Annotated in this window: 5 protein-coding genes; 3 read left to right on the forward strand and 2 right to left on the reverse strand. The window is 70.2% G+C overall.

Translation table 11 applies throughout. The features are described from left to right. Both HG543_RS51215 and HG543_RS51220 read right to left on the reverse strand, forming a co-directional pair. A partial coding sequence (locus HG543_RS51215; RefSeq protein WP_169352284.1) for an alpha/beta fold hydrolase occupies positions 1 to 812 on the reverse strand: 812 nt, incomplete at its 3' end. Then, complete coding sequence (locus HG543_RS51220) at positions 809 to 2,392, reverse strand: sigma 54-interacting transcriptional regulator (protein WP_169352285.1); 1,584 nt, start codon at positions 2,390 to 2,392, stop codon at positions 809 to 811. The genes HG543_RS51220 and HG543_RS51215, both read right to left, overlap by 4 nt. Positions 2,393 to 2,502: 110 nt before the next feature. Between HG543_RS51220 and HG543_RS51225 the strand changes: the two genes are divergently transcribed. The 3 genes from HG543_RS51225 to HG543_RS51235 all read left to right on the forward strand — a co-directional run. Further along, a complete protein-coding gene (locus tag HG543_RS51225) occupies positions 2,503 to 3,513 on the forward strand; it encodes a cation diffusion facilitator family transporter (RefSeq protein WP_169352286.1) in 1,011 nt (336 codons plus the stop codon). A 123-nt stretch (positions 3,514 to 3,636) separates the two neighbouring features. Then, on the forward strand, positions 3,637 to 4,326 hold the full coding sequence (locus HG543_RS51230) for a hypothetical protein (protein ID WP_169352287.1): 690 nt from the start codon (positions 3,637 to 3,639) through the stop codon (positions 4,324 to 4,326). A gap of 134 nt (positions 4,327 to 4,460) precedes the next feature. Further along, positions 4,461 to 5,169: hypothetical protein (locus HG543_RS51235; protein ID WP_169352288.1), on the forward strand; the 709-nt coding region annotated here is incomplete at its 3' end.

Consider the following 5,169-nt stretch of genomic DNA (forward strand, 5'->3'; position numbering starts at 1 on the left):
GTGTGGGTGCCCTCGGGGATGGCGAGCAGCTCGGCGCTGGGGATGCGGGCGGCCATCTTCCGGGAAATCCACCCGGGGGTGAACTTGTCGCGCTCGCCGGAGATGACGAGCGTGGGCACGTCCACATGGGGCAGGTGGTCCCACGCGGTGTGCTCGGCCAGCGACTCCAGGGTGCGCACGAAGACGACGGGGTCCATGCGGGCCAGGTGGTCGAAGTAGGGGCCCAGGTCGTTGCGGGCGATGCGCTCGCGGTTCATCTCCAGGGTTATCGCCAGCTGCACCGTCAGCTCCGTGCGGAGCGCGGCGTGGATGATGCGGGCGGACTGCTGGGGGTAGCGCTCCACCACGCGGCGGATGACGGGGAAGAGGCGCTTGAGGAGGGTGGAGTCGTGGAACGTGTCCAGCGGGTTGCCGTAGCTGCCGCAAATCAGCACGAGCCCGCAGACGCGGCTGGCGTAGCGGCGGTGGAACTCCAGCGCCACCTGCACGCCCATGGAGTGGCCGAAGAGCACGGCGCGCTCCAGACCCGCGGCGTCCATGATGCGCTGCAGGTCGTCGCACGTGTAGAGCATGCCCACGCGCGAGCGGTCATCCGGGTTGCCCGAGCGGCCATGGCCCCGGTAGTGCCAGCGCAGCACGCGGTGGCGCCGGGCGAGGTACGGGGCGAGGTACTTCCAGGCGAAGCCGTCGCAGCCCAGGCCGTCGCAGAGCACCATGCCCGGCAGGCCATCACCGGAGACCTGGTAGTACAGCTCCGCGCCGTCGGGGACGCGCAGGCAGTCCTGGCGGAAGTAGGCGGCCTCGGGGCTCATGCCTCCTCCACCTCGGCCTCGTCGTCGGGCAGGCCCTTGTCCAGGCCGTAGCGGGCAATCTTGAGAATCAGGTTGGAGCGGCTGATGCCCAGCTCGCGCGCCAGCCGGCTCTTGTTGTAGCGGGTGCGCAAGAGGCCCTGCTGGATCATCTCCCGCTCCAGGGCCTCCACCGCCTCGTGCAGCTTGCCGTGGGTGCGCGGGGGGATGAAGGGCCCGCCTCCGGGCACCACCGCGTCGCGGATGCGGCTGGAGAGGAGCTCCGCGGGGATGATCTCCATGTCGCCGCCGAGCACGAGCAGTCGCTCCAGCTCGTTCTCCAGCTCGCGGATGTTGCCCGGCCACGAGTAGGCCCCGAGGATGGCCAGCGCCTCCGGAGCCAGCCCCCGCGCGCGCTGCCCGTCGCGGTGGTGCTTGCGCAGGAAGTGGTCGATGAGGATGGGCATGTCGTCCCGACGCTCGCGCAGGGGCGGCAGCTGCACGCGGATGACGTTGATGCGGTAGAAGAGGTCCTCGCGGAACTCCCCGCGCTTGACGAGCTCGCCCAGGTCCTTGTGGGTGGCGGCGATGACGCGGACGTTGACCTCCTTGAGCTGGGTGCCGCCCACCGGGAGGAACGTGCCCTCCTGCAGCACGCGCAGCAGCTTCACCTGGAGGGCGGGGGACATGTCGCCCACCTCGTCCAGGAAGAAGGTGCCGCCGTCGGCCACCTCGAACAGGCCCTTCTTGTCCCGCAGCGCGCCGGTGAAGGCGCCGCGCGTGTGGCCGAAGAGGGCGCTCTCCAGGAGGTTGTCGTTGAAGGCGGAGCAGTTCTGCACCACGAAGGGCTGGTCCTTGCGCGGGCCGTTGTGGTGGATGGCGCGCGCCACCAGCTCCTTGCCGGTGCCGGACTCGCCGTTGATGAGGACGGTGGAGTCGGAGTTGGCCACCTTCTCCATCAGCCGGAAGACCTCCATCATCGGCCCGGACCGCCCGATGATCTTCTCGAAGCGGTAGCGGTCGCTCATGTCGTTGTTGAGCGACTGCAGCGTCTCGTCCCGGCGCGACTGCTCCAGCTCGTAGTTGGAGATCTCCGTCACCGCGAACTCGAGCAGGTCCGTGAGCTTGCTCAGCTCGGCCCCATCCAGCACGGGCACGCGGTCCTCGGCGCGCTCCAGGTCCGAGTGCGGCGGCGCGATGGGGACCATCTTCGCCCGGAGCTGCTCCGCGTCGCGCCCCGTCAGCGGCTGGCGGGCGAACCCCTCGACGAACAGGAAGCCCTCGTACTCGTTGGCGATGTAGATGGGGGCGCCCAGGATGGAGAAGTTCAGGTGGCAGTCATGGAAGAGCGCCCGGCGCAGTTTCTTGCTGGCCTTGAATTTTTCGTGCAGCACCCTCACCGATTGCCCGCAGCGCCGCAGCCCCTCCTTGGAGGAGAGCGACATGCGGCAGAAGTCGTTGGGCGGCGGGACGATGTCCCCGCGCTGCCAGTCATGCACCAGGCCATGCTTGTCCGCGTACGAGAGCTCGACCTGCCACCACTTGCGGATGACATCTCTCAGCATGATGATGGTGTGCAGGTTCAGGTGCTTCTCGAAGTCCATCCCCACCTCCGTGCGCCCCCTCGCTCGGGGCTGGGGACACCGGGTCGTCGGAAATCGATTCCTCGCCTCTCATACCCCATGAACGGGCTTTATCCGCACCCCTCTCTCCCGTGACTACTTCCACACACACGCGCGGTGGATCAGCGCATGGCCACGAGCACGAGCACGGCGAGGGGCATGAACATCATCATCACCACCACCATGGGCATGGGCACGGCCATGGGCACGGTCCCCGGAAGGGGACCCTGGCGGAGGAGCGCCGGAAGGACCGCAGCCGGCTCCTGTTCGCCCTGGTCCTGACGGCCACCATCGCGCTGGCGGAGGCGGTGGGCGGGTGGGTGACGAACTCACTGGCCCTCATGTCGGACGCGGGCCACATGCTGACGGACGTGTCCGCCCTGGCGCTGAGCCTCCTGGCGCTCTGGTTCGCGGGCAAGCCGGCGGACGTCAAGAAGACGTACGGCTACTACCGCATGGAAATCCTCAGCGCGCTGCTCAACGGCGTGCTGCTCTTGGGCATCACCGGCTTCATCCTCTACGAGGCCTGGGAGCGCTTCCGCACACCCTCGCCGGTGGAGCTGAAGCCCATGGCCCTGGTGGCCACGGTGGGCCTGCTGGCGAACCTGGGGGCCCTGGGCTTCCTTCACAGCACGCACTCCATGAACGTGCGGGGCGCCTTCCTGCACGTGCTGGGGGACACGCTGTCCTCGGTGGGCGTGCTGATTGGCGCCGGCATCATGGCGCTGACCGGCTGGTTCGTGGTGGACCCCATCATCTCGGTGGTCATCTCCGTGGTCATCGTGGTGGGCGCGGTGCGCCTCGTGCGGGACGCGGTGGACGTGCTGATGGAGGCAGTGCCGGCGCACGTGGACATGGCGCAGATCAAGGAGCTGATGCTGCGCGTGAAGGGCGTGACGGCGGTGCACGACCTGCACGTGTGGACCATCTCCAGCGGCGTCTACGCGCTGTCCGCGCACCTGGTGGTGCAGGACCCCATGGTGTGCAACAACGACGAGATTCTCTCGGCGGTGAAGCACGACCTGTACGACCGCTTCGGCATCGACCACACCACCATCCAGATCGAGAGCGAGACCTACGCCCACCTGGGCGAGGTGCACTGAGGGCGACGCTGTCGCCTCCCGTCATGGGGGGCGGCGTGACTCCGGGTGTGGGTTCTCGTAAGGTACCGGGTCAGCGGTGGGCCGAATGGCCGGTCGTGTCCCGCGCGCTCCGAGGTCGTTGCCATGAAGCAACTGCGCTCGCTCGCGCTGTTCTGCGTGCTGATTCCCGGGGTGGGACTGTCGCGGGAGGTGGCGTCGTCCACGGCGCCCAGGCCCGAGGCCACCTCGGAGGCGCCAGCGGGCACCCCCTCCGTTCCCGCCGCGGACGCGCCCTTGCGGCAGGACCGCTCCCCCGAGGAGTCCCCGCCTCCGTCGGTGAGCAGCATCGCCGAGGACGGGTCCGGCGAGGGGACCCGCCGCGTCCTGACGGAGCTGCTCGTGGGCGGCGGGGGCGTCGTGCTCGGCACACTCGCGGGTGAGGCCCTCTCCGGCGGCTCCTTCACGAACTGTGGCCGCTGCGAGGATGACAACCACCCCATGGTCAGACTGGGTGCCGGCCTGGGCGCGGGACTCGGGGTGTACGCGGCCGGGAGCTTCATGGGAGGGAAGGGGAGCTTCTGGGCCACCATGACGGGCGCGGGGCTCGGCGCGGGGACCGGGTACCTCCTCTTCCGGAACAGCGAATATCCCATTCCCCTGTCGTCCCTGGTGGTGCTGCTGCCTCTCGGAGGCGCCATCGTGGGCTACGAAATCTCCAGCGCCCGCGGTGACGACTCGCCTCCTTCGCAGAGGGCCGAGGCCCCGAGGCTGATTCCGGTGGCGGGCTCGACGCGCGACGGGGGCCTTCTCGGGGGGCTCGTGGGCCGGTTCTGAGCGGCTGGGGCGCCCGTCCCGGCGAGGGCCGTGCCCGCGCGTCGCCCTCGCGGGCGAGCGCCCGTGGCGCAACGGACGCTCATGGCGGGTTCGCCTTGCACTGGCCGGGACGGGCGGACCATCCTCGGCGGCCCATGAGCGTGCTGGACAAGGTGCTGTCGTTGCGGCCGGGCAACACGGTGGCGAGGGTGGGCGCCGGCTCGCGCATTCCCTTCCTGAACCCGAAGGAGCTCCTGCGCGTCCTGGAGCGCGCGCCGGTGGCGCTGCCGTGCCTGCCCGTGCAGGCGAAGGCGGCGCTGCCGGGGCTGCTTCGCGCGGCCCGTGCCGAGGACGCGGTGCTGGGGCTGGCGTGCCCGCACCCGCTGGCGGACCGGGGCGCGGCGGAGCGCTTCGTGACGGCCGTGCACGAGGCGGCGGTGGAGGCCGAGCACTCGCGGCCCCTGTTCCTCCAGGCCGGGCCGGTGCGCGTGGCCCGCGTGGACGGCGACGCGCTGGGCCCCCTGCAGGAGGGCCTCTTCCGCGTGGTGGACGCCGGATTCACGCTGGTGTCGTTGGACCTCTCGCGCCTGGACTCGTACGCCGCCGTGGAGGCGCTGAACGTGCTCGCGGGCCCGGTGTCCGAGCGCGAGCTGTCACTGGAGCTGACGGCCCCGGCCTCCACCGGCGGCGAGCCGCTGGACGCGTACCGGACGCTGCTGGAGGGGCTGAAGCAGTGGAAGGTGCCGGTGCGCTTCATCCGCATGCCGGCGGCGGCGTTGGGGGAGGGGGAGCCGGACGTGGAGCTCCTGCGGCAGCTGGTGGACGTGGCCGCGGACTACGACGCGGTGGTGACGGTGGGGGAGG

This window comes from Pyxidicoccus fallax (genome assembly GCF_012933655.1).
GTDB classification, from domain to species: Bacteria; Myxococcota; Myxococcia; order Myxococcales; family Myxococcaceae; genus Myxococcus; species Myxococcus fallax.

What these genes read in the sequence shown, in the direction of transcription:
- HG543_RS51230 (WP_169352287.1), top strand. Translation starts at nt 3,637, where the DNA reads ATGAAGCAACTGCGCTCGCTCGCGCTGTTCTGCGTGCTGATTCCCGGG.
- HG543_RS51220 (WP_169352285.1), bottom strand. Translation starts at nt 2,392, where the DNA reads ATGGACTTCGAGAAGCACCTGAACCTGCACACCATCATCATGCTGAGA.